Origin of the sequence: Bradyrhizobium nivariense, assembly GCF_029846695.2 — a bacterium.
Lineage (GTDB): Bacteria > Pseudomonadota > Alphaproteobacteria > Rhizobiales > Xanthobacteraceae > Bradyrhizobium.
This window is the reverse complement of record NZ_JARWCR020000007.1, coordinates 129,574-153,541: the sequence shown is the minus strand read 5'-3', so window position 1 is coordinate 153,541 and position 23,968 is coordinate 129,574. Positions and strand designations below refer to the sequence as shown.

17 protein-coding genes are annotated in these 23,968 nt (G+C 65.4%); 8 read left to right on the top strand and 9 right to left on the bottom strand.

What is annotated here, in order from left to right; translation table 11 throughout:
- Window positions 1-5 precede the first annotated feature (5 nt).
- From QCM77_RS08725 to QCM77_RS08715, 3 genes are all read right to left on the bottom strand, one after another.
- The gene (locus tag QCM77_RS08725; protein WP_279666885.1) at window positions 6-1,595 is read right to left on the bottom strand and encodes a gamma-glutamyltransferase family protein; all 1,590 of its coding nucleotides are present in this window, start codon (window positions 1,593-1,595) and stop codon (window positions 6-8) included.
- Between the two features lie 213 nt (window positions 1,596-1,808).
- On the bottom strand, window positions 1,809-1,985 hold the full coding sequence (locus QCM77_RS08720) for a hypothetical protein (RefSeq protein WP_279666886.1): 177 nt from the start codon (window positions 1,983-1,985) through the stop codon (window positions 1,809-1,811).
- A gap of 9 nt (window positions 1,986-1,994) precedes the next feature.
- Entirely contained in the window at window positions 1,995-2,228 is a 234-nt protein-coding gene (locus tag QCM77_RS08715; protein ID WP_279666888.1) for a DUF6894 family protein, read from the bottom strand.
- Window positions 2,229-2,434: 206 nt separating this feature from the next.
- Here QCM77_RS08715 and QCM77_RS08710 point away from each other — a divergent pair, with 206 nt between their 5' ends.
- The 3 genes from QCM77_RS08710 (at window position 2,435) to QCM77_RS08700 (ending at window position 6,561) form a co-directional block, all read left to right on the top strand.
- Window positions 2,435-4,507, top strand: coding sequence for a PQQ-dependent sugar dehydrogenase (locus QCM77_RS08710; protein WP_279666889.1), 2,073 nt, complete (start codon window positions 2,435-2,437; stop codon window positions 4,505-4,507).
- Window positions 4,464-5,405, top strand: a complete 942-nt coding sequence (locus QCM77_RS08705; protein WP_279666890.1) for an SMP-30/gluconolactonase/LRE family protein — start codon at window positions 4,464-4,466, stop codon at window positions 5,403-5,405. The genes QCM77_RS08710 and QCM77_RS08705 overlap by 44 nt, the downstream gene beginning before the upstream one ends.
- Before the next feature lie 130 nt (window positions 5,406-5,535).
- Window positions 5,536-6,561 (top strand): histone deacetylase family protein, encoded by a 1,026-nt coding sequence (locus QCM77_RS08700; protein WP_279682868.1) that lies wholly within the window; start codon window positions 5,536-5,538, stop codon window positions 6,559-6,561.
- 13 nt (window positions 6,562-6,574) lie between these two features.
- Here QCM77_RS08700 and QCM77_RS08695 read toward each other — a convergent pair whose 3' ends face one another.
- Entirely contained in the window at window positions 6,575-7,414 is an 840-nt protein-coding gene (locus QCM77_RS08695) for a Crp/Fnr family transcriptional regulator (RefSeq protein ID WP_279666892.1), read from the bottom strand.
- A gap of 183 nt (window positions 7,415-7,597) precedes the next feature.
- A complete protein-coding gene (locus tag QCM77_RS08690) occupies window positions 7,598-7,774 on the bottom strand; it encodes a hypothetical protein (protein ID WP_279682866.1) in 177 nt (58 codons plus the stop codon).
- Between QCM77_RS08690 and QCM77_RS08685 the strand changes: the two genes are divergently transcribed.
- Genes QCM77_RS08685 through QCM77_RS08675 form a run of 3 tightly spaced genes read left to right on the top strand, consistent with a single transcriptional unit; the run spans window position 7,773 to window position 10,781 of the window.
- Window positions 7,773-9,137 carry an ABC transporter substrate-binding protein gene (locus tag QCM77_RS08685; protein WP_279682864.1) on the top strand — a complete coding sequence of 455 codons (1,365 nt, stop codon included), beginning with the start codon at window positions 7,773-7,775 and terminating at the stop codon, window positions 9,135-9,137. The two genes, QCM77_RS08690 and QCM77_RS08685, sit on opposite strands and share 2 nt — an antisense overlap.
- A 4-nt stretch (window positions 9,138-9,141) precedes the next feature.
- A complete protein-coding gene (locus QCM77_RS08680; RefSeq protein ID WP_279666894.1) occupies window positions 9,142-9,945 on the top strand; it encodes an ABC transporter permease in 804 nt (267 codons plus the stop codon).
- Entirely contained in the window at window positions 9,942-10,781 is an 840-nt protein-coding gene (locus QCM77_RS08675) for an ABC transporter ATP-binding protein (RefSeq protein ID WP_279666895.1), read from the top strand. Before QCM77_RS08680 ends, QCM77_RS08675 begins: the two co-directional genes overlap by 4 nt.
- On the opposite strand, the gene QCM77_RS08670 is transcribed toward QCM77_RS08675, so the two are convergent.
- The 4 genes from QCM77_RS08670 to QCM77_RS08655 form a co-directional block, all read right to left on the bottom strand.
- A complete protein-coding gene (locus tag QCM77_RS08670; protein WP_279666896.1) occupies window positions 10,778-11,758 on the bottom strand; it encodes an LLM class flavin-dependent oxidoreductase in 981 nt (326 codons plus the stop codon). The two genes, QCM77_RS08675 and QCM77_RS08670, sit on opposite strands and share 4 nt — an antisense overlap.
- Window positions 11,755-12,486 carry a 4'-phosphopantetheinyl transferase family protein gene (locus QCM77_RS08665; protein ID WP_279666897.1) on the bottom strand — a complete coding sequence of 244 codons (732 nt, stop codon included), beginning with the start codon at window positions 12,484-12,486 and terminating at the stop codon, window positions 11,755-11,757. Before QCM77_RS08665 ends, QCM77_RS08670 begins: the two co-directional genes overlap by 4 nt.
- 246 nt (window positions 12,487-12,732) lie before the next feature.
- Window positions 12,733-12,903, bottom strand: a complete 171-nt coding sequence (locus QCM77_RS08660; protein WP_279666898.1) for a hypothetical protein — start codon at window positions 12,901-12,903, stop codon at window positions 12,733-12,735.
- Window positions 12,904-13,045: 142 nt separating this feature from the next.
- The gene (locus QCM77_RS08655; protein ID WP_279666899.1) at window positions 13,046-19,498 is read right to left on the bottom strand and encodes a non-ribosomal peptide synthetase; all 6,453 of its coding nucleotides are present in this window, start codon (window positions 19,496-19,498) and stop codon (window positions 13,046-13,048) included.
- A 142-nt stretch (window positions 19,499-19,640) separates the two neighbouring features.
- Between QCM77_RS08655 and QCM77_RS08650 the strand changes: the two genes are divergently transcribed.
- Together QCM77_RS08650 and QCM77_RS08645 are read left to right on the top strand one after the other, a co-directional pair.
- Complete coding sequence (locus QCM77_RS08650; RefSeq protein WP_279666900.1) at window positions 19,641-23,111, top strand: ATP-binding protein; 3,471 nt, start codon at window positions 19,641-19,643, stop codon at window positions 23,109-23,111.
- Window positions 23,108-23,899 (top strand): protein-L-isoaspartate O-methyltransferase family protein, encoded by a 792-nt coding sequence (locus tag QCM77_RS08645; protein WP_279666901.1) that lies wholly within the window; start codon window positions 23,108-23,110, stop codon window positions 23,897-23,899. Before QCM77_RS08650 ends, QCM77_RS08645 begins: the two co-directional genes overlap by 4 nt.
- Window positions 23,900-23,968: the final 69 nt, after the last annotated feature.

Below are 23,968 nucleotides of genomic sequence, written 5' to 3'. Positions count from 1 at the left end.
GGCGTTCAGCCCTCCGCCACCGCATCAGCCCAGGGCTGGAAAATCTCCACCGCGCCGGAATTGGTGTCGCCGTCGCGCATCACGACGCTCGGGCAGGCGAACTTCTGCGGCAAGGACTGCACCCGCGCTTCCTCATAGTCGAATCGCGCCGCGAGCGTCTCGCGTGTTTCCGGCGGCAGCCTGATATCGCCGATTACGATCGCGCCTTCGCTGGCGTCGATGCGCGGTTGATGGATCGCGGCATCGAGATCCATGCCAAAATCCATCGCGAAGGACACGATCTGCATCACCGACGGCAGGATGCGGCGACCGCCGGAGGCGCCGACCGCGAGACGCTTGCCGTCCCCGGTCTCGGCGATGACGGGCGTGTAGTTGGTGAGGCAACGCTTGCCTGCTACGAGTGAGTTGGTGGTAGCAGGCGCCGGATCGAACCACATGATACCGTTGTTCATGGCGATGCCGGTGTGCGGCGTCACATACTTCGAGCCGAAGGATGACAGCAGCGTCTGCGTCACCGCCGCGATGTTGCCGTGGCGGTCGACCACGGAGAAATGCGTGGTGCAGGCGGGCGCCAGATATTCCGCGCCGAGCGAGCGCTTGCCGTCGGCATCGCCCATATCCTTGAGCCGCTGGCGATAGGCCGATTGCAGGGCGAGCGCATATTCGGCGTAGGCGGCCGCATCGGGCACGCTTCCCGGCTTCAGATTCTGCTGCAACAGGCGCAGCGCATGCGCCATCGTCGGTCCGGCCGTGAGCTCCGGCGTTGCAAACACCTTGCCGCCGCGATAGGGGATCGCCAGCGGCTCGCGCAGATGGGCTCGGAACGCGGCGAGGTCCTCCATCGACAGCGAGCCGCCGTCGGCCTTGATGTCGGACGCGATGGTCTTGGCGAGATCGCCCTGGTAGAAATCGCGCGGACCGGCGGCCGCGAGATGCGACAACGTCGCCTTCAGCGTGTCCAGCGGCAGTCGCGTCTCGGACTTGATCCCCCACGGCGCGCTCGGCGGCAGGCCGTCTTTCAAAAACGTCGCCGCGCTCGCGGGATAGCGCCGAAGATCGGCCGCCGATGCCGCGATCGTCAGCGTGGTCCACCAATCGACCAGCAGGCCTTCGCCGGCGAGTGCGGCGGCAGGCGCGACCAGATCTTTCCACGGCAGCCTGGCGTGGCGGCGATGCGCCTCCTCCATGCCGGCGACGACGCCGGGCACGGCGATCGAGCCGGGGCCGTGGATGTTGCGGTCGTCCTTCACCCGCGGCCAGGGAAACAGATCGGAAGCCGCGCCTTCGCCGCTGAGCGGATAATCGGCGGCGCGCAGGCTTTGCGGCGCGCACATGCCGTAGTCGATCACCTCGTAGCGATTTTCCGCGGCGCGGTAGAGCACCATCGCGCCGCCGCCGCCCATGCCGCTGTTCCAGGGCTCCAGCACGTTGAGCGCGAAGGTGGTCGCGACGATCGCGTCCACACAGTCGCCGCCTGCCGCCAGCACTTGCGCTCCCACTTCGGCCGCCCGCCGCGATTGCGCGGCGACGACGCCGCCTTTGGATTTGACGGCAGGCTTGCGGACGGTTTGGGCGTGGCTGAACTGATGAGGCATGATGTTGTCTGTACGTCTCGGCTTCGTTGCGCTGGGCTCCGCAATTGGCGGAGCGCGCGGAGAATGGCACATCGCCCCCACCGAGAACATCGAAAGGGAGGCGCGACATGGCTGGTGTGAAACAGGCGAGGGATGGCCAAGACGAGAATGCCCGGGCAGGCCCGGGCATGACGCGTTGAGAGACCGATCAGTGGGAAGCGGAAGCCGCAGGGCTCAGCGCGCGCGATCCAGCCGGCTCGCCCGATACTTGGCGTGCCATTTCGGGCCAGGCCCGCGCATGTAGTGAAGCTCGGGGCGGTAGGGATTGCCCGCGACCCGGATCAACGTCTGCCATTTGGCGGCGACGAAGTTCAGGGGCTGGCGGAGCAGGCTCAGTGACGCGAGCAACATGGCATCACCTCAGTGCGGCTTGCCGAGCATGGCAGTGAAGGGGAGGTCGAAGATCTCCTCGCCGTCGTCGCCGCTGACATGGATCACCCAGTCGCGCCAGTCCTCGGTCCCGGGCGTCAGGATCATCGAGCGCATGATCTGATCGGCACGGTCGCGGGCCTCGTTCAGATTGGCGACCGCAGTGCCGTACCGGTCGACCAGCGTGCCCTCGGCATTGGAACAATGGAAATACATCTGAACCATACACGCCTCCTCAGAAAGCGATTGGGACGGCAAAGCAATACCACCCGAAGCATTCGCGAAACATTCGGGGCGAGCCCGGTAAGGGAATCTACGGACATTGGTCGGGACGAAGACCCCTGCGGGTTTGATCACAAGGGGGTGTTGATCAACTGGACGACGTTCCCGCGGCATGGAACAACTTTGGACGGAAAGTCCGGGAGGCTACCGTGAACCACCTCACATCTTGGCGTGAAAGCCGAAGCCTGCGCGCATGCGCGGGCGCCTTGGTGGTCCTGCTGACCCTCGCCTCGGTAGGCTCATCAGAACCGGTCCGCAAGAGCGGCTATGCCATCGGCACGGAGACCTGCGGCAGCGCCGATCTGGCTTTTCCAAAAATCCTGATCGACTTGAAGGCGGGATTTTGCGCTGGCCTCGTCGCCAGCGAGGAGGATCGGCTGAAATTCCCGCGCTCGATCATCCAGGTGCCCGGCCGTGACCTGTTCGTGGTCGCCGACATGGCGGGCTGGGGCCACGCCGATGGCCGGCTGCTGCTGCTCGACCCGCGCGCACCCCAAGGCCAGCGGTTCAGGGAATTGCTGACCGGCGTTGAGTATCCGTTCGGCCTCGCGATCGGCCCGGACAAGAAGCTCTATGCGTCGACGGCGGAGACGATCTTCCGGTTCGATCCGCTCGCCGACAATCCGCGCGACACGGTCGAGACCATCATCCGTCACATGCCCGGCCGCCGGATCACATTGCCCGACGGCACCAGGGTCGACGAGAGCGCACATCCGCTCAAGCAGTTTATCTTTGACAAGAACAGCCGGCTGTTCGTCAATGTCGGCTCGCACAGCGACGACTGCATCACGCCGGCGCCGATCACGAAACCTTGCGCGGCGGCCGAGGGCGCTTCCGCGATGGCATCGATCTGGCTGTTCACGCCGCCCCCGGGCGGCATCTTCCCGGCGTTGAAGCCTGGCGATCCCGACCCGGCGCACGTCGTCTATGCGCGCGGCTTGCGCAACTCGATGGCACTGGCGCTGCACCCGAACTTTCCCGATGCCGGCTATGCCTTCCTGCAAGCCGAGAACGGCCGCGACCTGCCTGACATTTTCAAGCCGAACGAGGAGATCAACGCGATCGAGCAGGGCAGGCACTATGGCTGGCCCTATTGCTACGATCTGTCGACGCCGAGTCCCGAATTTAAGCTCGTATTGCAGTCGGGGATCTACAAATCGCTGTGCACAGCCAACGCTCTCTACAAGGCGCCGTTCTCGCTGCTGCCGCCGCACGGCGCGCCGCTCGCGATGCTCTATTATCACGGCGCCAAATTTCCGGAGCTGGAAGGCAAGCTGCTGGTCGGCCTGCATGGCTATCGCCCGACCGGCAGCCGTGTCCTCGTCTACGATGTTGACGATCACGGCTTTCCCAAGCCTGCCCCGGCGCCGGTGCGCTACCACGTCAGTTGCGCGGCTGATTCGACCCACAGCTTTCAGACCGGGGCCGGCGACGTCGCCGCCGCGCCGTTCGAGGAGCTGATCGCAGGCTGGCACCGCGTCAACGGCGCGCGGCCGCAGGGTGCCCCCGTCGGCATGACGGTCGCGGAGGACGGCGCGATCTGGCTGGTCGAGGACAAGAACCAGACCGTGATCCGCATCGATCGCGCCGCGGGTGATCCTGCGCAACCACTGCCCTGCGACATGCGCAGCCAGGCGCTGATCGATCAACTCGCGATCTTCGTTGCCAGGGACGCGCAAAACAGCACCCGCCTCACCACGCTGCGCAAGGGCCTCGTCGAAAAGCACTGCGTCGGCTGTCACTCGGATTTCGGCCTGAAGCCCGGCCAATCGGACGCACAGAAGGACGCGACGGTGCTTCGCTTCATGCTGTCGCAGGATGGCTGGATCTATCCAGGCGATCCCGACTCCGGCAAGCTGCGCACGCGGCTTCGTGGGTTAGGCGCGGAGAAGCTGATGCCGCCGGGTGGCGAAGGCCTGCCGAAGGCCGAACCTGGTTACACGCGCCTGCTCGACACGGCGGATCTGCTGGTTGCAAAGATGGTTCCGGGCACCCGGATGCGGATCAAATCCGGCCCGCCGCAGCGCAAGTTCTTTGGAAAAACGAACAAGGAATGCGGCGAAATGCCGGCCGCCAAGGTCGTCGTCGTGACACAAAGGAACGCTGTAGACAAACCCGGCTTCAGCCGCTTCTTCCGGCCGGCCGATCCCTATTTGAATGGCGAGTGCAGCGACGACGATGGCTATTACATCCGGCAGGAATTTCTGGTGCCTGTGCAGTAGCGTTGTTCTCTTTCTTGCGACGGCGCCGGCTCGAGCGGAAACAAAACTGTTCGAAAGCGTGCAGATGACGCCGCCGGGCGAATACACGTTTGGCATCGAAGGGCCGGCCGCCGATCTCGATGGCAATCTCTTCGTGGTCAATTTTGGCAAGCCCGGCACCATCGGCAAGCTGCCTGTGGGCGGGGCGGCGTCGGAGCTGTTCACGGCGCTGCCCGAGGGCAGCGTCGGCAACGCCATCCGCTTCGCGCGCGACGGCACCATGTTCATCGCCGACTACAAGAAGCACAACATCTTCGCGATCCCGAAGCGAGCAACCGAGCCCGCCATCTGGTTTCACTCCGACGAGATGAACCAGCCCAACGACATCACCATCGCCCGCGACGGCACGATCTACGCGAGTGATCCGAACTGGAAGGGCAGGGAAGGCCACATCTGGCGCATCGCGAAGGGAGCCGACGGAACGGTGCAGGGACAGGTCATGTCGGCGCCGCGCGCGATGGGCACCACCAACGGCATCGATCTCAGCCCTGATGACAAGACGCTCTATGTCGGGGAATCCAGCAGCGGCCAGATCTGGTCCTACGCCGTCGGCGGCAACGAGCTCACCGGTCCAAAACTCGTCAAGGCGTTTCAGCCCGACACCGTCGACGGCCTGCGCACCGACGTGGCCGGCCGCCTCTATGTCGCGCGCATCCTCAAGGGCACGATCACGTTGATGAAGGCCAATGGCGCGGTCGAGCGGGAGATTGCGCTAAAGGGCAAGGAGCCGACCAACCTCGCCTTCGGCGGCAGCGACGGCAAGACCGTCTTCGTCACCCAGCGTCAGGGCGGCTTCGTCGAGTCCTTCCGCACCGACCAGCAGGGCCGCGAGCACTGCCTCCAGCGCCGGCGCTGCTGAGATTCACGAGCGATCTGCTCCCGGCGCAGGGCACCGCGGCAGAGCCGGCATTCTTCTTGCTTGCATCTCGCTGCTGCGGAGATCAAGACATCTGTGGCCATCGAAAAGCATGCGACCACGGAGTGTTTGAGTGAAAGCCGTCCATACCGAACTGCATCGCAGCCACGATCCGCAATTCTTCCTGGTTCGCGGTGTCGTCAAGCGCACCACGGAGCAGCCTGAGCGTGCCGACCGCCTGCTCAAGGGGTTGAAGGACGGCAAGCATCAGCTGGTCGAGCCGATCACATTCGGGCAAGGCCCCCGCGCGCGCATTCACAGCCCGGAATATCTGTCGTTCCTGAGCGAAGCCAGGGACGCGTGGACCGCGCTCGGCGATTCCGGTCCGGAGATGATCGGCAACATCCATCCGGTGCGCCATGCCGCGACCTATCCCACTCACATCGTAGGCCGACTCGGCTGGCACAGCGCCGACACCGCGGCGCCAATCGGCGCGGGCACATGGGCTGCGGCCTGCGCCGCGACCGACGTTGCGGTCACGGCGGCACAGATGGTGATGGATGGCGAGGATGCGACCTACGCGCTTTGCCGTCCGCCGGGCCATCACGCCTATCGCGACATGGCCGGCGGCTTCTGCTTCCTCAACAACAGCGCGATCGCGGCGGCGCATCTGCGGCAGAGGCACGAACGAGTCGTGATCCTCGACGTCGACGTCCATCACGGCAACGGCACGCAAGGCATCTTCTACGCGCGCCCGGACGTCTACACGGTCTCGATCCACGCCGATCCCGTCGCGTATTATCCTTACGTGTGGGGCTATGCGCATGAGCGTGGCGAAGGCGCCGGCCTCGGCACAAATCTCAACATTCCCCTGGCGATCGGCACCGGCGATGACGGCTACATCCAGGCGATGGACGTCGCACGCAAGGCGATCGAATCCTTTGCGCCCGGAGCCCTCGTCATCGCACTCGGTCTCGACGCCTCCGAGCACGATCCGCTGAAGGGCCTCGCCGTCACCACGCCCGGCTTCCGCCGCATCGGCCAGGCCATCGCAAAGATGGGCCTGCCGACCGTGTTCGTGCAGGAGGGCGGTTATCTCTCGGATATTCTGGGTGCGAACCTGACCTCGGTGCTGGCGGGGTTTGAAGAGGCGCGGTGAGGGGGACTGCCTTCTAATCCTTGAACAGAATCTGCTCCAGCAGGTCGATCCGCCTGATCCGGATGCTGCTGCCGTCGATGGCAATGATGCGGCGGTTCTGGAAGCGCTTCAGCATCATCGTGACCCATTGCCGGGTCGAGCCGACCATGGCGGCGATCTGGTCATGGGTGATCTTGCGGCTAATGACGATGGTATCGCCGTCGGCAGCGCCATGAAGCTCCGACAAGGTGAGCAGGAACTGCGCCAGCCGTTCGATCACCGAGCGCGTGCCGAGGATCTGGGCCATCGAGGAGTAGCATTTGCCCTTGGCGATCAGGCCGTCGATCAGCGCCAGTGCGAAGCTTGGCATGCCGGTCAAGAGCTTTTCGAGCGCGGGCCCGGACAGCACTGTGATCTCGCAGGCTTCGATGGCGATGCCGGACCACATATGAACGCCGCCGCCCGAGATCTCAGGGCCTCCTATGAAATGTCCTGGCGTCCAATAGGCGAGCGTGATCTCGCGCCCCGACGGCGCCGTGTAGTAAACCCGCACCTGCCCGCGACGGATGATGAAGATGCCGTCGTGGCCGTCGCCCTGGCTGAACACCGTCTCGCCCTGCGGTACCGTGATCGTGCGGCCGGCCGCGTGCACGCGCGCCTGCTCCGGCGCCGACAAACGATCGAGGAAATGCGCGCCGGCGTTCAGTCCGTCGATCGTCTCGCTCATGAACAGCGCCGAGCTTGCGGTCTTGGCGCGTGCGCTGCGGCTCGGCCGCGACTTCTCGCGGTCGGTCCAGTCGAACTGGACGCCTGGATGAGGCCGGTCGGTGAAAGCGGCAGGCTCGGTCGCGGCAGCTTCCTTGAGTATGGTCATCGCAATCCGTCAGCTCTCAGATATTTTGCGAATAGGTAAGAGCGGGGGTGGGGCGGTGTCCATCTCTTTGCGATCGTTCCAAACCACTTAGCAAAGCTTGATATGCGAAGCGCGCGACAGCGAAACGATTCCCCTGTCGATGGCTTTGTCTTGAGAAAATCCTTTGCGCCGCTGCACGACTAATCACGGCGCGAGCGGCAGCAACAGCGATGCAAGTAATTGCTTCAACCCCAGCGTCGCGCCTTCGATAGTCCCGCCGCGCGTTGCCGCCGGCACGGGGCCGGCCTCCGAGGACAGTTCGATGATCGATTTCAGCTCTTTGAAAATCAGTGCGGCCGTCGTGACCATGACGATTGCCATGTTCGGACCGTCGCAGGCGGAGACGATCCGGGTCGCGGTCGGGACGCAGGATACGACCATCAACTGCGCAACCGGCGGACTACTCATTCGCGAGCTCAAGCTGCTGGAAAAATTCCTGCCGCATGACGGCAAGTACAAGGATGTCATCTACGACATCCAGTGGAAGAACTTTACCAGCGGCGCGCCGCTGACCAACGAGATGGTCGCAGGCAAGCTCGATTTCGGCGCGATGGCCGATTTTCCGGGCTCGTTGAACGGCGTGGCTTTCCAGAAGGCGGGACGCCGCAGCCTCTTCATCAGCGTGCTGTCCGGCAGCACCAAGGGCAGCGGCAACGGAATCGTGGTGCCCTCGAACTCGCCGGTGCAGTCGCTCGACGAGCTCAAAGGCAAGACCATCTCCGTTCCCTTTGCCTCGACCTCGCATGGCATGCTGCTCCGGGCCATCGAGTCCAAGGGCTGGAACCCCGAGACCGACGTCAACATCATCACGCAGGCGCCTGAAGTTGCGGGGCCTGCCTTGCAGGCGGGCAAGATCGAGGCGCATGCCGACTTCGTGCCCTTCGCGGAGCTGTTTCCGTGGCGCGGCTTTGCGCGAAAGATTTTCGACGGTGCGCAGGCGAACGCGCCGACGTTCCATGGCGGACTGGTCGATGCTGACTATGCCGACAAATACCCGGAGATCGTCGTCGCCTATCTGCGCGCCGCGCTGGAGGCAGATCGGTTGATCGCGGAAGAGCCGGAGAAGTACAGCGAGCTGATCGCAAAGGTGACCGGCATCGAGGCCGAGGTCGACTACCTCTTCCACGGCCCGCTCGGTCTTCAGACCCGCGATGTGACCTGGAAGCCGGAATACCGCCAGGCCGTCGCCACGTCGATCAAGACGCTGAAGTTGCTCAAGCGTGCGGACAGCGATCTGGATGTCAATCAGTTCGTCACCGACAAGTTCATCCGGATTGCGACCGCGCAGATCGGGCGGGATTATGACGCGGAGTTGAAGAACTATGCGCAGCTTCCGCTGAAAGCCAAGGATGCGGCGACGGGTGCCGATATCCGCGACTTCACCCGCGTCGCGCAGATCTGGGTCAGGGACGAGCCTCGTGTGCGCCACTACGCCTCGCCTGAGAACGCGCTGAAGGCGCTCGCCGGACTGGAGAAGGAAGGCAAAGCCATCCGCGTCGTCTATGCCCAGGATCGTGAGAGCGGCATCAAGCTGTTCGCAAGCCATGCCTGGTTCGTGCGGTCCTCCGAGGGCGAGTTGAGTGCGTTTCTGCTCAAGCGGGCGGCCGAGCACTGGTCGAAGCAGAACGGCGGCGCGGTCCTCGATTTTAGCGCCGCGCGCGAGTCCCTCGTCGCGAGCCGGTGAGGCGATGAAGCGCGCACTTCAGACCAGCCGGCCCGCCGGCATCCGGTGGGTGGTCCGCGGCCTTTCGATCCTGGCTTGCGTCGGGCTGTGGCAAATCGCTTCGATAACTCACGCCAATCTGGGAATCGTCACCTTCCGCAACGTGCCCCCGCCGGTCGAGGTGGTTCAATCCGCCGTCGCCCTGTTCCAATCGCCGAAGCTCGTGGCGCATATAAGCAGTAGCCTTTGGCGGGTCTTCGCAGGCTACGGAGCCGCGGTCGTGATCGGCGTGATCCTCGGTTTCGCGATCGGCCGCTCGCGCGCCGCGAGTGACCTGTTGCTGCCGCCGCTCGAATTGCTGCGGCCGATTCCGGCCGTGGCGTGGATACCGCTCTCGATCCTGATGTTCCCGTCGTCCGAGCTGTCGATGATTTACATCACCTTCATCGGCGCCTTGTTTCCGATCGTGCTGAACACGGTCCATGGTGTTGCCAATGTCGACCGCCGGCTGGTCGCCTCGGCGCGCAGTCTCGGCGCGGGCGGTCTCGCGATTCTCAGCGAAGTGGTGCTGCCGGATGCCGCACCCAGCATCGTCACCGGGCTCGCGATCGGCATGGGCACGTCGTGGTTCTGCCTCGTCACCGCGGAGATGATCTCCGGTCAGTTCGGCATCGGCTATTACACCTGGGAGGCGTACACGCTCCAGAACTATGCCGACATCATCGTCGGCATGCTGATCATCGGCCTGCTCGGGATGGGCTCGAGCTGGCTGCTGACGACCGCCGGGCGCCTTCTGATGCCCTGGCGCAACCCGCGGGTGGCGCGATGAACCTTCGGGTCGCGGATATCGACGCGAAGAGTGTTGGTCGCATCGACATCGCCGATGTCTCGATCTCGCTTGGTGAAGGCAGCGATGCGTTCGAGGCAGTGAGTGGCCTTAGTGTCGCGATTGCGCCGGGCGAGCTCGTCTGCATCCTCGGTCCCTCCGGCTGCGGCAAGTCCACGCTACTCGGCGCGTTGGCCGGACATCTGCAGATCACGGCAGGTCGGCTCACGGTCGACGGGCAGTCAATCCAGCGGCCGAGCCCCGATCGGGGAATGGTATTTCAGCAACATACGCTGTTTCCCTGGAAACGGGTCCGCGACAATGTTGCCTTCGGTCCGAAGATGCGCGGCCTGGCAAGAAGAGAACGCGACCTCGCCGCGGACTCCATCCTGAAGCTGGTCGGCCTTTCCGGCTTCGAGGCGTTCTATCCGGCGCAACTGTCAGGCGGAATGCAGCAGCGCGTCGAAATTGCGCGGGTCCTGATCAACCAGCCTCGGGTGCTGCTGATGGACGAACCCTTCAGTGCGCTGGACGCGCAGACGCGCGGCATGATGCAGGAGGTCCTGCTCGACATCTGGAGCAAGATTCCGACGACCACGGTCTTTGTCACCCACGATATCGACGAGGCCTTGTTCCTCGCCGATCGCATCGTCGTGATGAGCGCAAGACCCGGTCGGGTGATCGAGGATGTCGTGCTGCCGTTCGCGCGGCCGCGAAGCCAGGACCTCGTCACCGAACCCGAGTTCGTGCGCCTGAAGCGGCATGTCATGCAGCTCTTGCGGCGGCCGGAAGGGACCGAGCCGCTGGCGCGGCTCAGTCCGCTTGGGGTGAGGTCCTAAAACATCCCGCTCGCCGCGAGCGCCTTGCAGACGTGCTGCATCTCGGTCTCGTCTGCGACCATGTCGAGCATGATCGTGGTCAGGCCCTTCGCGGCAAACTCCTTCAGCTTCGCGCCGATCTCCTCGTAGCTGCCGACGAGGTAGGGGCAGTCGGCCTGGAAGGTCAGGAACGGCAGCAGCCAATAGCCGTTGTCCGCGAGCTCGCCGCTCTGGCCTTCATACAGCCGCCGCTTCCACACGGAGTCGCTGTTCTCCACGGTGAGCGCGAGCAGCTCGCGATCGTCGGGATTGTCGCGGAAACGCGCCTTTGCCGCCTGTCGCGCCTCCTCACTACTCTCGCGCGCGAAAATTCCAAAATTCATGCCTGATACATCGAGGCCGCGTTCGAGATCTGGCGGCAGCATCTGCATCTTGATGCACCCGGTCTCCTTCGCCACGCGCTGTGCCGGCTCGGACTGGCCCGCGACCAGAAATTCCGGCATCAGCTCCGCCGGCAGGCGCGGCCGCAGTTGCAGATTGCTTGTGCGGTAGAACCGTCCCTCGAAAGTCGCCGGCCGCGGGCTTGCCAGCAGCTGACGCATCAGCGCGACGAATTCGCCGAGCCGGATATAGCGGTCGGCATGCGACTGCTCGTCGCCCAGCCCCTGCAGATCGCTGACCGCCGTCCCCGTGATCATGTTGAGATAGACCTTGCGGCCGTGGAGCTGCGCAAAGGACGAGACGAATTTTGCCGCCGTGAACGGGTGCATGTAGACCGGATTGACCGCGATCAGCGGCGAAGACCGCGTCGTCTCGGCCATGATGTGCTGGGCCATCGCCCAGGGCTCGACGAACACGTCGTTGCCTTCGAACAGCAGAATGCCCTCGAAGCCGTTGCGGTCGGCGAACTGCGCCACCTGCATCAATTCGCCGACATATTTCTTGGGATCGCGGTTGCGCGAAATCGCGGGAAAGACGCGCAGCCGCGGCGGCGTCATTCAGCCGCTTCCTGCAGCGGCCACGCATTGCGGGTGATGGGAAGGCCGCCGGTCGCGCGGGAGCCGTCGGCAATCGCCAGGCGATGCGAGGGCGACGGCGAGCAAAGCGAGAAGCGCCAGCCTTCCGGATCGTCGGCGATATCGGGCTTGAAGCTGATCTCGATGGCCTCGCGCGACACCTGCATCGCGAAGGCATCGAGCGGCAAATTGAGGCCGAAACCCCTGGCCTTCAGATAGGCTTCTTTCAGCGTCCAGTAGTCGAAGAAGCGCTCGATCGCGGCGGGCTCCGGCAGTCCGCGCAGCGTTTCGACCTCTTCCGGCGCGAAGAACCGAAGCGCGGTGGATAGCGGAGCGACGCGCCGTGACACGGTCTCGACGTCGACGCCGACGGCTTCGTGCCTGGATACGACGCAGGCAACGCAGCCGTCGGCATGGGACAGGCTGAAATGCAGCGCGGTCGAGGTCTTGGGCGCTGCGACAAATGGCCGCCCGTAACGGCCGGCCATAAATGACCAGTCGGTGGGTGCGACATTCGGCGCGACGTGCGAGAGCGCAAGGCGCAACATCGCGTGCGCGAAAATATACTGCCGCTGGTGCCGCTCGAACTTGAAGCGGTCGGCTCGTACTCGTTCGTCGACCGAGAGCAGTCGCCGGCACGTATCAACCGCACCCGGCGCGTCAAAAGTCTCGATCAGTCCGACAAACAGTTCAATTCTGTCGTCTGCCATCAATTAGGCCCATGGCGTCAGGCCGGGGCCAAATCCCCTGCCATGACGGAAGAATCAACTGAGCAAGAATTAACTGAGCGGACCGCTTCTAGCGGTCCACTCGGGCGAATCCTTGTCGATTGCTGGCCGGTTTACGGGCGCAAGCTTGTGCGAGACCCCAACTCGACAGGCGAGCGGCCAAAATCTGAAAACTGAAGTCCGAAAACCGAAGCCTGAAGATTCGTGCGGCGTCCCGGCTGCAGAGCCTTACTTCTTCTTCTTCTTGGCCTTCTTGGCCCCACCCAGCATCGAAATGCTGGCGTCGACGTCCTTCAGCGCGGACTGCAGCTTCTTCTTCTCGGCGCCGAGCAGCTTCTGCAGGGCCTTGCGGTCCTTGTCGCTCAACGAGGTGCCCTTGGTAAATTTGATGAAACCCATAACTAACTCCCCCGGTTGAAAATAATCGTCCAAATCAAAACGCGAGAATAATCTTGCGCGGTGGCGCCAAATAATCAAGATGCAACTTGGCTATTCGCAGCTTTGACGAGTGAACCCGTATTCGCCCGTGCTGTACGGCCGGTCATGCCGCCCTGCGATTGAGCAATCGGCCGAGCGGCGCGTTGGGTTGGGCGACCGCCGCCCCGAGCAGTGCGACGAGATCCTCCATCCACTGGCCGACCGTACCGCCGTCGAGCAGCTCGCTCTTGTAATTGCATGAACCGGTGATTCCGGTCGGCCGCTCCTTGAGCATCAGCGACAGCCAGGTCGGGTCGATCGGCAGCACTGGCTGGCCTTCGCGCGCGATGTTGCCGATCGACCCTGTCGCGAGATCAGGGAGATCGAGCGGCTGGCGCAGCGGATTTTGCAGGGTGAAATAGACCTGGAGCAGCGAGGCTGGATCTACCCCCTCCTGCTCCAGATGGTCGGCCAGGATGTTGAACGGCAGTTCCTGCCGCGCATGCGCGTCGAGCACGCTCTGCCGGACCCGGGCCAGGGCCTGCGCGAACGACAGCTCCGGGGTGATTTGGGTGCGAACGATCACCGTGTTCTCGAACGGACCGACGATCCGGTCGGTGTCCGGCTGGGCGCGATTGGCCATGGCGGTGGCGACCGAGATGTCGTTGCGGCCGGTCCGCGCCAGCAGCAGGGCTTTCAGGCCGGTCAGCAGGCACATGAACAGCGTGCCATTGTGCTGGCCGGCAAATGCCGTGAGCCGGCCGATCAGCTGACGCTCGAGACTGACCGGATGGTGCCCCGTGGACGCGCCCGGGCTTGATTCGCCCTCGAAGAGGGCGGCCGCCCCGCGCAAATTCTCAGTCCAGTCGGCCGCCTGACGGCGGGCGGCATCGGTGCCGCACCACCAGCGCTGCCAGCGCGCGACGTCCGAAAAGGCCGGCGGCAGTTTCGGCAGCGGCACCGAGGGATAGCCGGCCAACGCCGCATAGCGGTTGGACAATTCCTCGAACAGAACGCCGATCGACCAGCCGTCGACGACGGCGTGGTGCAGCGTCAGCAGCAACACATGATCGCCGTCGTGGAGCCGCAACAGCCGGGCGCGCAGCAGCGGCGCGCGCGTGGTGTCGATCGGGGCATAGGTCTCCTGTTCGATCAGGAGATCGATCTTGCGGAGCTCCAGGGCCTTGCGCCGCTTGTTGTTGTGGGGCTGACCGTCGCCGATCGTCTCGACAGTCAGGACACGGCCGAGGGCGCCGGGCGCGGCGATGCGGCTGACGGGCTCCCCGCCGCTCCAGCCGAAATGGGTCCGCAGCGATTCGTGCCGGCGCACGACGTCGTCGATCGCCTGCGCCAGCGCGGCCCGATTGAGCGGCCCCTGGAGACGGAAGGCGAAGGGCAGGTTGAACAGCGGCAGCTTCGGAAGATTCTGCTCGATCCGCAGCATCTGGTCCTGCGCGATCGAGAGCGTGGGAGGGCCGCTTTCGGCCAGGCTCGCTCTAGCCAGCCTTGCTGAACTTGCGGCCGGCTTGCGCGGCTTTGCTGCCACGGCCTCGTCGACCCGCCGGGCAAGCTCGTCGATCGTCGGTGCCTCGAAGATGGTCTTGATCGGCAGCGACACGCCGAGCGCCCGAGCGACGCGCGCCATCGCCTGGCCCGCCAGCAGCGAATGGCCGCCGAGATCAAAGAAATTGTCAGTCATGCCCAGGTTTTCGACCTTCAGCAGGTCGATCCAGATGTCGGACAGCACCTTTTCGGTGAAGCGCCGCGCCGGCACGGCCGCATCCGGTCCGAAGGCTTCCTGCTGCGCCGGCGCCAGCAGTGCGGTCCGGTCGATCTTGCCATGGGCATTGAGCGGCACCTGATCCAGGAACAGGAACGCGGACGGGATGGCATGGTCCGGCAGCCGGCTCTTCAGGAACTCGCGCAGCTCGCTGGCGCTGCTCCGGCTGCCGGACCCTGCGACGATATGGGCGATCAGCCTGACATCGCCGCTCGTCTCGCGACGCGGCTCGACGATGCCGGCGCGCACACTCGGGTGGTCGGCAAGCGCGTTCTCGATCTCCTTGAGCTCGATACGGTAGCCGCGGACCTTGACCTGATGGTCGGCGCGGCCGAGGCATTCGATCGTGCCGTCGGCGCGGCGGCGGGCGAGGTCGCCGGTCCGATACAGCCGGCTGCCGGCCTGGCGCGAGAACGGATTGGGCAGGAAGCGCTGCCGGTTCTGCGCGGGATCGTTGACATAGCCGCGGCCGATTCCGGCGCCGCCGATGCAGAGCTCGCCAGTCACGCCGACCGGCTGCGGCTGCAGGCTTGCGTCGAGCACGTAGATCTGTGTGTTCGGCAGCGGCGCGCCGACCGGGACATTGCCCGTCGTGGTCGCCGGCGCCTTGGTCAGGCGATGCAGCGAAACGTCGTCGGAGCATTCCGACGCGCCATAGGCATTGATCAGTGGCACTTTCGGACAGCGGGCGAACCAGGCTTTGCAGAGATCGATGGGCAGCGGCTCGCCGGTCGAGATCAGGAGGCGCAGCCTCGCAAAGGCGCGTCGGACCTGTGCCTCATCCATGCGATCGAGGATCACGCGCAGCAGCGATGGGACGATCTCGAGCACCGTGATGCCCTCGCGCTCGATCTCCCGCGCGAGCAAAATCGGGTCCCGCACGATCGCGGTGCCGCAGACATGAACGCGCGCGCCGACCATGGGCCCCGCGAGGAGCTGCCACACCGAGATGACAAAGCTCTGCGGCGCGGTCTGCGCGATCGCGTCCCGGGACGAGAGGCCGAGCTCGGAGATGAGCGAGGCCAGATGGTTCGACAGCCCGCGCTGCTCGATCATGACGCCCTTCGGCGCCCCGGAGGAGCCGGAGGTGTAGACGAGATAGGCGAGGCTGGAAGCCGCGCGTCGTGCCGCGCGGGCCGGCTTGGTCGCCCCTGGCGTGACCGCGTCTTCGAGCGCGGCCATTTGGATGCGCTCGACCAGCGGTTCGAGCAGCGCCTCGACGATGGATGACTGCGCGCGCCCGGTCAGCAGCATGCGGGCGCAGCTCGATCCGAGGATGGTCGCGAGCCGTGCCGGCGGCTGGTCGGGATCGAGATTGAGGAAGGCAGCGCCCACGCGCTGCACGGCGATCATCGCGGCGAGCAGGTCGGGGCCGCGCTCCGCAAGCAAGGCGACCACGGCCTCGGCGCCGATGCCCTCCCTGGCCAGCCAGCGCGCGGCCCCTTGGCTGCGGCGCGCCAGCTCGCGATAGCTCAGGGATGTGCGGCCGTCCGACACCGCGATCGCGTTTGGCGTCTTCTTGACCTGGCGGTCGATACGTTCGCTCAGGTTGCCGCGCGTGGTGAAATTGGCCGGCACGCCCCGGCCTTTCGCCAGCAACTGCCGGCGTTCGGCCTCGGTCAGGAGTGGCAGGTGCGCGATGCGCTGCTCCGGATCGGCGATGACGGATTTGAGTAGGGTCTTGAACTGAGCAGTCATGCCCTCGATCGTCGCCGCGTCGAACAGATCGGTGGCGTATTCGAAGAAGCCGGTGAAGCGGCCGTCGGCCTCGACCAGTTCGAGCGTGATGTCGAATCGCGCCACCTTTGGATCGATCTCGATCCGCCGCGTCGACATGCCGGAGAAAGGTGCCGCCTCGATCGAGGCGTTCTGGAGGATGAACATGATCCGGAACAGCGGATTGCCGTCGCTCCTTCGCGCGATCTGAAGCGCGCGCAGGACTTCCTCGATCGCAAGGTCCTGGTTGCGGTAGGCATCGAGCGTGACCTGCCGTACCCGTCGCAAGATTTCGCCGAAGCTCGGATCGCCGCCAAAATCGTTGCGCAGGATCAGGGTGTTGGCGAACAGCCCAATCAAGCGTTCGCTCTCGATCTGGTTGCGGTTGGCGATCAGCGAGCCGGTCGCGACATCCTCGTGTCCGGTGTGGCGGAACAGCAGGCACTGGAACACGGCGAGCAGGGTCATGAACGGCGTGACGCCCTGGTTCTGGCTCAGCGCGCGCAGGTCGGCCGACAGAGTCTTGGAGAATTCGAGATAGCGACGGGCGCCGTGACCGCTCCAGACCTCCGGCCTTGGCCGGTCGGTCCGCAGCGGCAGTGTGGTGATGCCGCCGAGCTGCGCCCGCCAATAGTCGAGTTGCTCCTTGGCGGCGGGCGTCTGCGCCCAGCTCTGCTGCCAGAGCGCAAAGTCGCGATACTGGAAAGCGGGCGAAGGCAGTGCCGCCACATCGTTCTTGCGCGCTGCCGTATAATGGGCGGCGAGTTCTTCCCAGAACAGCCGCTGCGACCAACCGTCGGTGGCGAGGTGATGGACGTTGACCACCAGCGCGTGGCTGCGATTGTCGAACGACAGCAGCGTGACCTTCAGCGGTGCCTCGCGCGCAAGGTCGAACGGATATTGCGCGAGCCCGAGCGCCTCACGCCTGATAACGGCGGCTCGTTTGTCCGCGGGGCAGGGCTTGAGCTTGATCCGCTCGAACCGTGGCGGCGATTGCAGTACAAGCTGCGCCGGCTCGCCCTCGCGTTCGATGATGATCGACCGCAGCGCCTCATGGCGCGCAGAGACCGCGGCGAGGCTCGCAGAAAGCGCGGCGACGTCGACCTGGCCCTTGAGGAGCGCGACTTCGACCACGTTGTAGTTGTAGCGGGTCGGGTCGAGCCGCGAGAGCACGTACATCCGCTGTTGCTGGAACGACAGCGGTGCGTCTGCTTCCGCGGCCTGGCGCCAGGCCGGCAGCATCGTTTCGCGATGGGTTGCGGCGGTCTCGAGCCGGGCCGCAAGCGCGGCGACCGTGGCGCAATCGAAGATGTCCTCGAACGAAAAGTCGACGTTGAAGCGTTCGCGCAGGCGCGAGCGCATCTGCGTCACCGCGAGCGAGTCCGCGCCGAGCGCAAACACGTCCTGATCGCCCCCGACCTGCGGCAGCTCCAGCAAATTGGCCCAGATCCCGGCGAGCTGGGTCTCCAGCGCGTTGCGCGGCAGACGGGCCCCGTCGCCGCCGCCCGCCGTTGCGATCAGCTCGGCGAGCGCGTTGCGCTTGACCTTGCCGCTGGCGCCTTTCGGCAGCATCGCCACGCCGCGGATCAGGCTCGGCACCTTGTAGGCCGCGAGTCGTTTCCGCGCGAACTGGCGCAACTGGTCCGAGGTCGCCTCTGAATTCGGCCGCAGCACCACGACGGCGGCGACGTTCTCGCCGAGCTTCTGGTGCGGGACGGCAAATACGCCGGCCTCCAGCACCGCCGGATGGCTGAGCAGCACCTCTTCCACCTCCAGCGGCGAGATCTTCTGCCCGCCGCGGTTGATGACGTCCTTGATACGGCCGACGATGAAGAGATAGCCGTCGGCGTCGAGATAGCCGAGATCGCCGGTCCGGAACCAGCCGTTGCGGAAGGCAGCCTGCGTCGCCGCCTCGTCATTATAGTAGCCGCGGCTCATGTTCGGTCCGCGCAGCATGATCTCGCCGTGCTCGCCGCTCGCGAGCGCGCGGCCCGTCTCGTCCATGATTGCGATCTCGGGGCCCGCGGCGCGGCCGACCGATCCGACCTTGCGCAGCTCGAACGGATTGGCCGCGATCTGCGAGGCTGCCTCCGTCATGCCGTAGGTTTCGAGCACGGGAACGCCGAACGTCGCTTCCAGCCCGTCGAGGATCGCAGGCGCAAGCGAGGCCGAGGCGGAGCGGATCACGCGCAGCGACGACGATCGGGCGAGGTCCGGGGTCGCTTCCGCCGCCGTCAGCAGCGCGCGGTGGATGGTCGGTACTGCCGTGTACCAGGTCGGTTGCAGCTGCCGCATCCAGCCGAAGAAGGAGAAAGCGTCGAAACCATCGGTGCAGATCACGCTGGAGCCCGCGGCCAGCGCCGTCAGCAGGCCGGAGATCAAGCCATGGGCGTGAAACAGCGGCAGGACGTTGAGCAGACGATCGTGGGACGCGAGCGACAGCACGCGGCCGGCATTATAGGCGGAGAGGCACACATTGCGATGCGTCAGCGGCACCATCTTCGGCCGCGCCGCCGTGCCCGATGTCAGCAGGATGAACGCGTCATCGTCGCCGCGCGAGGCGCCGCTGCCGTTTGCCGGTCCGACCGCCGATCCGACGAACGCGCAGCCGCCGAGATCGTTTTGCGGCCCCGGCACGAAATCGATCACCGCAAGATCGAGCGCCTTGGCGACATCGCGGCTCGCCGAGTTCGTGTCAGCCCGGGCGACCAGCGCCGTCAGCTTCAATTCGCTGAAATAGCGTTGCAGCTCGTCCGCCGTCAGGTCGGGATTGACGGGAACGCAGGCGCAGCTTGATGCGATCGCGATCAGGGCCAGTGCGCTGTCGGCGCCGCGCGGCAGCGCAACCGCAACCCGGTCGGCAGGGGCAATGCCGAGCCCGCGCAGCGTGCGGACGAGATCCTGCGTCCGGTCGGAAAGCCCGCCGTAGTTGAGGCCCGGCCGGCCAGGGGCGAGGAGGGCGGGGGCCGTCGGCGTCCTGCGGGCATGGAAATCGAGAAGGCCGCCGATATGCGCGAATATCTTCGTGTCGGCCGTCGTGCCGGCTGATCCCTGCGGTGCTGGGAGTGTGACGTCCGACAATTCCGTTCCCTTTTGATCCGATTGGGCTATTCTTCCAAGAACTAAGGGAACGCGTCCAGTCTGAGGTGAAGTTTTGGCCCCAAAATCTGTGGTTGAGGGGCCCTAAGCGCTTCGACGGAGTGATTGGTCGGGCAGAATCACCATGCTGGAGAATGAGCCGGGCACGGGAACGGAAGGCGGGCTGAAGCGCTGGCTCGAGGGCATCGGTCTCGGCCACTATACCGATCTTTTCGCGCAGCACCGTCTCGATCTCGACGTCATGGGGGACCTGACCGAATCCGATCTCGTCGAGCTCGGATTGCCGCTCGGCGATCGGAAGCGGCTCCAGCGGGCCATGACCGCGTTGTTCCGGGCCGAAACAGCGGAGAAGCCCGACGCGGCGGCGCGCCCGCAAACCCGGACGGAGGTCGGTGCCGAGCGGCGTCAGCTCACCACCATGTTCTGCGACATGGTCGATTCCACCTCGCTCTCGGTGCAGTTCGATCCGGAAGACGTGCGCGATATGATCGCGAGCTTCCGCGAAACCTGTGTCCGCGTAGTGAAGCATTACGAAGGTTTTGCCGCCCGCTTCGTCGGGGACGGCATTTTGGTCTATTTCGGCTATCCGACCGCACATGAGGACGACGCCGAGCGCGCGGTGCGCGCGGGGCTCGAGATCGTGCGGGTGCTGTCGACAGCGCGCGCGATCGAGCCGCGTGGTGCGCTCAGCCACTCACCCGCCGTCCGCATCGGCATCGCGACCGGTCTCGTCGTGGTTGGCGACCTCGTCGGACAGGGCACCGAGGAGCGCGACTCCGCGGTCGGAGAAACCGTCAATCTCGCCGCGCGCCTGCAAGGCCTGGCGCCGCCCAACGGTGTGGTGATTTCCGCCTCGACCCAGTCGCTGCTGAAGGGGAAGTTCGACTACCGCGATCTCGGCGTCCACGCGCTGAAGGGCATCTCGGAGAAAGCGCAGGCCTGGCACGTGATGCGCGCCTCGCGGGTGGAGACCCGCTTCGCCGCCGCCATGGGCACGCGGCTGACCCCGCTCGTCAACCGCGAGGAGGAGATTGCGCTGCTGATCGGGCGCTGGCAGCAGGTCAAGGACGGCGACGGCCAGGTCGTGGTCAAGTTCGGCGAGCCCGGCATTGGCAAGTCGCGCATCATCCAGGAAATCTTCGAGCGCATCGCGGGCGATCGCCATGGACAGGTTTCGTTCCAGTGCTCGCCCTATTACACCTCCACCGCGTTCTATCCGTTCGCCGAGCAGCTCAAATTCTCTCTCGGTCTCGACCGCGAGGATGCGTCCGCGCAGTCGCTGGCGAACCTGGAGACCGCGATCGCCGCCGCTCATGGTGACATCGAGCAGGTTACGCCGCTGTTTGCCGCGCTGTTGTCCATTCCCACCGGTGACCGCTATCCGCCGCTTGAGCTGTCGCCGCAGCAGCAAAAGGATGCGACCGTCGCGGCGCTGGTCAATCATTTCCTCGGCCTTGCGCGCGAGCTGCCGTTGGTGGTCGCGTTCGAGGATCTGCACTGGATCGACCCGACTTCCCGCGAGGTGATCGACCTCCTGGTCGACCGGGTGCAGAACCGGCCGGTCCTCGTCATCATGACAGCGCGATCTGAATTCCAGCCGAGCTGGAACGCGCATTCGCACCTCACCACGCTGGTGCTGAACCGGTTGAGCCGGCAGCTGCGCGCGACGCTGGTCGAGCGCGTGGCGGGACGTGAACTTCCCAAGGAGGTCGTCGAGGAGATCATCGTCAAGACCGACGGCGTGCCGCTGTTCCTGGAAGAGCTGACCAAGACGGTTCTCGAATCCAACCTCCTGACCGAACGGCACGGGCGCTACGTGTTGTCGGGTCCGTGGCGGCAGCTCGCGATCCCGGCGACGCTGACGGACTCGCTGATGGCGCGGCTGGACCGGATGGGGCCGTTCAAGCGGATCGCGCAGATCGGCGCCACCATCGGCCGCGAATTCTCCTACGAGACGCTGCACGCGGTCGCCAACACGCCCGCCGAACAGATCGAGGCCGCACTCAATCATCTGGAAGAGGCCGGGCTGATCATGCGCCGCGGCCATCCGCCCGACGCGCTCTACTCCTTCAAGCACGTGATGATTCAGAACGCCGCGCATGCGAGCTTGCTACACAGCGAGCGGCGCAAGCTGCATTCCCGGATCGCCCAGGTGCTCGCCGAGATGTATCCGGAGAAGACCGAGCGCGAACCGGAACTGCTCGCCCATCATTTGACCGAATCCGGCCAGAGCGAGGGTGCCGCCAGCTTTTGGCTCAAGGCCGGCAAGCAGGCGGCCAAGAGCGGCGCCAATCTGGAGGCGATCGGCCATCTGCGCCGCGGCCTCAGCGTCGTGCAGGCCAATGCGCGCATGCAGGGCGCCGACGAGATGGAGCTCGAGCTGCGCATCGCGCTCGGCAACGCGCTGATCGCCGCCAAAGGTTATGCCGTGCAGGAGGTCGAGGAGAACTACATCCGCGCCCTCGAACTCGGCCAGCAGCTCGACGACGACGAAAAGGCCTTCGCCGCCACGCGCGGGCTCTGGGTCTGTCATTTCATCCGCGCCGATCTCACCCGCGCGCACGATCTCAGCGTCGAGCTGTTGAAGTTCGCCAAGCGCGAGCGGTTGAACGAGCGGACACAGCCGGCGCAGCAGACCGGCTATCTGATCGAGGCGCACCGCTCGATCGCGATGACCATGCTCTATCGCGGCCGCTTTGCTGCGTCCCAGCACCACCTGCACCGCTGCATCAACCTCTACAGCCCCGATCTGCACTCCGATCTGATGGAGCGGCACGGCACCGATCCCGGCGTCGTCTCGCTGTCCTATCTCGGCTACCTCCTCTGGTTCCTCGGCCGGCCCGACGCGGCGCGCCAGCACAGCGAGCAGGCGATCGCGAACGCCGAGAAGATCCGCCACCCCTTCACGCTCGCCTTCGCGCTCGTGTTCGGCGCCTATCTTTGCCAGCATTTGCGCGATGTCGAGGGCACGCGCGACCACGCCAACCGCGCCATGATCATCGCCACCGAGCACAATTTCCTGCACTGGAAGCAGCAGGCGGCGATCCTGCGCGGCTGGGCGCTGGCGCAGCTCGGCGAGGCCGATGAAGGCCTCAGCCAGATGCGGTTCGGCCTCGACGAATACGAAGCGATGGATTCCTGGCTCGCCGGCTGCTGGTTCCGCTGCCTGCTTGCGGAGGCCTACGCCAAGGTCGGGATGCGCGATGCCGCCTTGCGCGCGCTGGACGGCGCGCTCGCGACCGCGAGACGGACCGGTGATCACTCCTATCTCGCCGAAGTCTACCGCCTGCAGGGCGAGATCACCCTGTCGGGCGGTGATCCGGCATCGGTGCAGGAGGCCGAGGACCTGTTCGGCCTGTCGCTGGAGATCGCGCGCAAGCAGGGCGCGCTGTCCTGGGAGCTTCGCACCGCCGTCAGCCTGGCGCGCCTGTCGCTCGAAGCCGGCAAGCGCGAGCACGCAAGTCTCCTGCTCGCACCGATTGTCGGCAAGTTCAGCGAGGGCTTTTACACGCCGGACCTGAAGCAGGCGATGCAGCTGATCAACGAGCTCGGTGCGGACGCGCCGGTGCGCGAACGGGCTGACCCCGTGCGATGAGCGATCTTGTCGCCTCGCGCGCGCGTTACGTGGAGCTGATCGCAAAGCGCGAGCGGATCTCCTCACCGCGCCTGCTCGAAGCCCTCGCCGCTGTTCCGCGCGAAAAGTTTCTGGCGAAGGGACCCTGGCGCATCAAGAGCGAGGCGGCGCGCAGTTATCGGCTGACGCCAGATGCCGATCCCGTTCATCTTCAGGACAATGTGCTGGTCGCGATCGATGCGCGCCGCAAGCTCGACACCGGACTGCCGAGCCTGTGGGCGCGTTTCATCGATTTGCTCGACGTCGGGGAGAAAGACCGCGTGGTCCAGATCGGCTGCGGGCTCGGCTATTTCTCGGCAGTGCTGTCGAAGATCGTGGGCCCAAAGGGCAGGGTGTATGCAATCGAATGCGACGAGCGGCTTGCGGCGCGCGCCGCAAGCTATCTTCGCGCCTATCGCAACGTCGCGGTCGTCCATGGTGACGGATGCGAGGACATCGGCGAACCCGCCAACGTGATCATCGTGCATGCCGGTTTCTCGTCTCCGCATCCGCTCTGGCTCCGCTCGCTCCGCCCCCGCGGCCGCCTTCTGGTGCCGCTGACCCAGCGGGACCGCGAAGGCGCGGCCCTCAAGATCACGCGCAAGGGCAAGGGGTTCGAAGCCGAGGCGGTGCAGCGGATCCGGATCTTCCCCGGCCAGGGTCGAGGTGTGACCGCGCTCGACGACCGCGTCGCCGATTGGTGGCAGCGGGCGTCGGCCCTGGCCCCGCTGCGCTTTCGCGGCATCGAGCAGGGGCTGCCGTTGGATTAGGTCCCGCCGAGCCAAAGCGGTAACTATCGGGAAGTTGCGCCCTTTTTTGTTCCCGGCAGGTTGTTTATA

Coding starts and splice junctions, on each gene's coding strand:
- QCM77_RS08660 (WP_279666898.1), bottom strand. CDS start 12,903: ATGGGTTTCATCAAATTTACCAAGGGCACCTCGTTGAGCGACAAGGAC.
- QCM77_RS08650 (WP_279666900.1), top strand. CDS start 19,641: ATGCTGGAGAATGAGCCGGGCACGGGAACGGAAGGCGGGCTGAAGCGC.
- QCM77_RS08715 (WP_279666888.1), bottom strand. CDS start 2,228: ATGGTTCAGATGTATTTCCATTGTTCCAATGCCGAGGGCACGCTGGTC.
- QCM77_RS08670 (WP_279666896.1), bottom strand. CDS start 11,758: ATGACGCCGCCGCGGCTGCGCGTCTTTCCCGCGATTTCGCGCAACCGC.
- QCM77_RS08720 (WP_279666886.1), bottom strand. CDS start 1,985: ATGTTGCTCGCGTCACTGAGCCTGCTCCGCCAGCCCCTGAACTTCGTC.
- QCM77_RS08690 (WP_279682866.1), bottom strand. CDS start 7,774: ATGGCAATCGTCATGGTCACGACGGCCGCACTGATTTTCAAAGAGCTG.
- QCM77_RS08685 (WP_279682864.1), top strand. CDS start 7,773: ATGTTCGGACCGTCGCAGGCGGAGACGATCCGGGTCGCGGTCGGGACG.
- QCM77_RS08705 (WP_279666890.1), top strand. CDS start 4,464: ATGGCTATTACATCCGGCAGGAATTTCTGGTGCCTGTGCAGTAGCGTT.
- QCM77_RS08675 (WP_279666895.1), top strand. CDS start 9,942: ATGAACCTTCGGGTCGCGGATATCGACGCGAAGAGTGTTGGTCGCATC.
- QCM77_RS08665 (WP_279666897.1), bottom strand. CDS start 12,486: ATGGCAGACGACAGAATTGAACTGTTTGTCGGACTGATCGAGACTTTT.
- QCM77_RS08695 (WP_279666892.1), bottom strand. CDS start 7,414: ATGACCATACTCAAGGAAGCTGCCGCGACCGAGCCTGCCGCTTTCACC.
- QCM77_RS08680 (WP_279666894.1), top strand. CDS start 9,142: ATGAAGCGCGCACTTCAGACCAGCCGGCCCGCCGGCATCCGGTGGGTG.
- QCM77_RS08645 (WP_279666901.1), top strand. CDS start 23,108: ATGAGCGATCTTGTCGCCTCGCGCGCGCGTTACGTGGAGCTGATCGCA.
- QCM77_RS08725 (WP_279666885.1), bottom strand. CDS start 1,595: ATGCCTCATCAGTTCAGCCACGCCCAAACCGTCCGCAAGCCTGCCGTC.